Origin of the sequence: Protofrankia sp. Cr1 (genome assembly GCF_963555865.1) — a bacterium.
GTDB lineage: Bacteria > Actinomycetota > Actinomycetes > Frankiales > Frankiaceae > Protofrankia.
Genome location: NZ_CAUVXO010000452.1, coordinates 2,373 through 5,439, shown reverse-complemented (window position 1 = coordinate 5,439; position 3,067 = coordinate 2,373). Strand labels below are relative to the sequence as shown.

General features: G+C 70.0%; 1 protein-coding gene. It reads right to left on the bottom strand.

Translation table 11 applies throughout. The annotated features are described in order from the left end of the window. On the bottom strand, positions 1–3,067 hold a 3,067-nt coding region (gcvPB, locus tag U9980_RS23495; protein ID WP_416210369.1), incomplete at both ends, for an aminomethyl-transferring glycine dehydrogenase subunit GcvPB.

Genomic DNA, 3,067 nt, shown 5'->3' with positions numbered 1-3,067 from the left:
CCGGGTCGGCGTCGGCCTGCACGGGCGGGCAGGTGCAGAACAGGTGGCGGTCACCATAGGCACCGTCGATGCGGCGGACCGGCGGCCAGTACTTCGACGTGCGTAGCGACACGACCGGATAGGCCGCGACGGTGCGCGGATACGGATGCGCCCACTCGTCGGCGACCAGCATCGACGCCGTGTGCGGGGCATTGCGCAGGGGGTTGTCATAGACGGGCCAGGTGCCTTTGCCGACCTCGTCGGCCTCCTGCCGTATCGAGATCATCGCATCGCAGAACCGGTCGATCTCGGCCAGGTCCTCGCTCTCGGTCGGCTCGACCATCAGCGTCCCGGGAACCGGGAACGACATCGTCGGCGCGTGGAAACCGTAGTCGACGAGTCGCTTGGCCACGTCTTCCACGGTCACCCCGGTCCGCTTCGTCAATGGGCGAAGGTCCAGGATGCACTCGTGCGCCACCAGACCATCACGCCCGGTGTAGAGGATGGGGAAGTAGGACACCAGCCGGTGGGCGATGTGGTTGGCGTTGAGAACCGCCACCGACGTGGCCTGGCGCAGGCCGTCCGCGCCCATCAGGCGGATGTACGCCCAGGGAATCATCAGGATGCCCGCCGACCCCCACGGCGCCCCGCTGATCGCTCCGATGCCCGTGTGCGGCCCCGCCTCCGACAGCAGCGGATGATTGGGCAGGTAGGGCGCGAGCCGCTCGACCACCGCGACCGGACCGACCCCCGGGCCACCACCGCCGTGCGGGATGCAGAACGTCTTGTGCAGGTTCAGGTGGCTCACGTCCGCACCGAACATCCCAGGCTTGGCCAGCCCCACCAGGGCGTTCAGGTTCGCGCCGTCGACATAGACCAGGCCGCCGCAGGAGTGCACCAGATCGCACGCCCGCGCGATGCCCTCCTCGTAGACACCGTGCGTGGACGGGTAGGTCACCATGAGCGCGGCGAGCCGGTCGGAGTGTGCAGCGGCCTTGGCGGCCAGATCGGCCAGATCGACGTTGCCATCGGCGTCGCAGGCCACCACGACGACCCGCATCCCAGCCATGGCGGCGCTGGCCGCGTTCGTCCCGTGCGCCGACGACGGGATCAGGCAGACGTCACGGGCGGGCGCATCCGGCGGATTGTGGTCACGATGGTAGGCGCGGATCGCCAGCAGTCCGGCGAGCTCGCCCTGGCTGCCAGCGTTCGGCTGGAGCGACACGGCCGCGTACCCGGTGATGGCGGTGAGCCACTCGGTGAGATCACCAATCAGCTCCAGATAGCCGGCGGCCTGGTCCAGTGGGGCGAACGGGTGGATGTCGGCGAAGTCAGGCCAGGTCACCGCCGCCATCTCGGTCGTCGCGTTGAGCTTCATCGTGCAGGATCCAAGCGGGATCATGCCACGGTCGAGCGCCAGGTCCTTGTCCGCGAGACGGCGTAGATAGCGCAGCATGGCCGTCTCGGACCGGTGCTGATGGAACACCGGGTGACTGAGATAGCCGGTGGTACGCGACAGCTCCGCCGGAATCGCCATGTCGGCATCGGTGCCGCCATCCGGGCCGGCGCCGCCGCCGGGCTCCAGTGCGGCTGCCAATCCAGCTGGCAGCCCAGGTGGCAGTCCAGCTGGCAGTCCGGATACCAGCGCTGGGCCCGCTGCGGCGCTGACATCCGGACCGGGCATCGTGGGATGCGCGGGCAGCGGCAACGCCGGGACGCCGAACGCCGCCCACACGGCGTGCAGGTCCGCATCCAGCGTCGTCTCGTTGCAGGAGACACCGACGTGGTCGGCATCGACCAACCGGAGGTTCAGCCCACCGGCGAGCGCCGCGGCGAGGACCTGCGCCGCCCGGGACGGCACGAACGCGAGCACGGTGTCGAAGAAGTAGTCGTGGACGACCTGGACGCCACCGGCACGAAGTCCGGTGGCAAGGCGGACCGCGTGGTCGTGCACCCGCTCGGCGATCGCGGTCAGGCCGTCGGGACCGTGATAGACGGCGTACATCGACGCCAGCACCGCCGGCAGCACCTGCGCCGTGCAGATGTTGCTGGTCGCCTTCTCCCGGCGGATGTGCTGCTCACGGGTCTGGATGGCGAGCCGATAGGCACGATGGCCGTCGGCGTCCACCGACACACCGACAAGCCGGCCCGGAAGCGACCGCTCCAGACCGTCACGGACGGCGATGAAACCGGCATGCGGGCCGCCGAAGCTCAGGCCCAGGCCGAACCGCTGCGTGCTGCCGACCGCGATGTCCGCACCGAGCTCGCCCGGTGGGGTGAGCAGGGTCAGCGCCAGCGGATCGACCGCGACCGCGACGACGATCCCGCGGTCCCGCGCCTGCTCGACCACGGTGCGCGGGTCCCGCAGGGCACCCTCGGCGCCCGGGTAGGCGAGCAGGACGCCGAACGCCGACTCGGCGAGGTGCTCGGGCAAGACGGTTGACAGATCCGCGACCACCACGTCGATGCCGAGCGCCTCGGCGCGGGTGCGGACCACCGCGATCGTCTGCGGCAACGTGTCCTCATCCACGATGAACCTCGGACCCAGCCCCTTGGTTGCCCGGCGGGCGAGCTGCATGGCCTCGGCCGCCGCGGTCGACTCGTCCAGCAGCGAAGCCCCCGCCACATCCAGGCCAGTCAGATCTGTGATCATCGTCTGGAAGTTCAGCAGCGCCTCCAGCCGTCCCTGGGAGATCTCCGGCTGGTACGGCGTGTATGCGGTGTACCAGGCCGGATTCTCCAGAACGTTGCGCTGGATCACCCCGGGCATCACCGACGGGTGGTATCCGAGACCGATCATCGACGGCACCCGGCGGTTGCGGCTGCCGAGGCGACGCAGCTCCGCGAGTACCTCCGGCTCGCTCACCGCGGGAGGCAGGTCAAGCCCGCTGTCGCGGATCACCGCCGGCACAGTGGCCGCGGTAAGGGCCTCCAGGCTGGCGTAGCCGAGCTCTGCCAGCATCGTCTGACGCTGATCGACGTCCGGACCGATATGGCGGTCCACGAAGGTGACCATCTCACCGGTCACCGACCCGGCCGGGTACGCGGCGGGTTGCGCCGCCCGTGCCGGGCCCGGCCCGGATGCTGG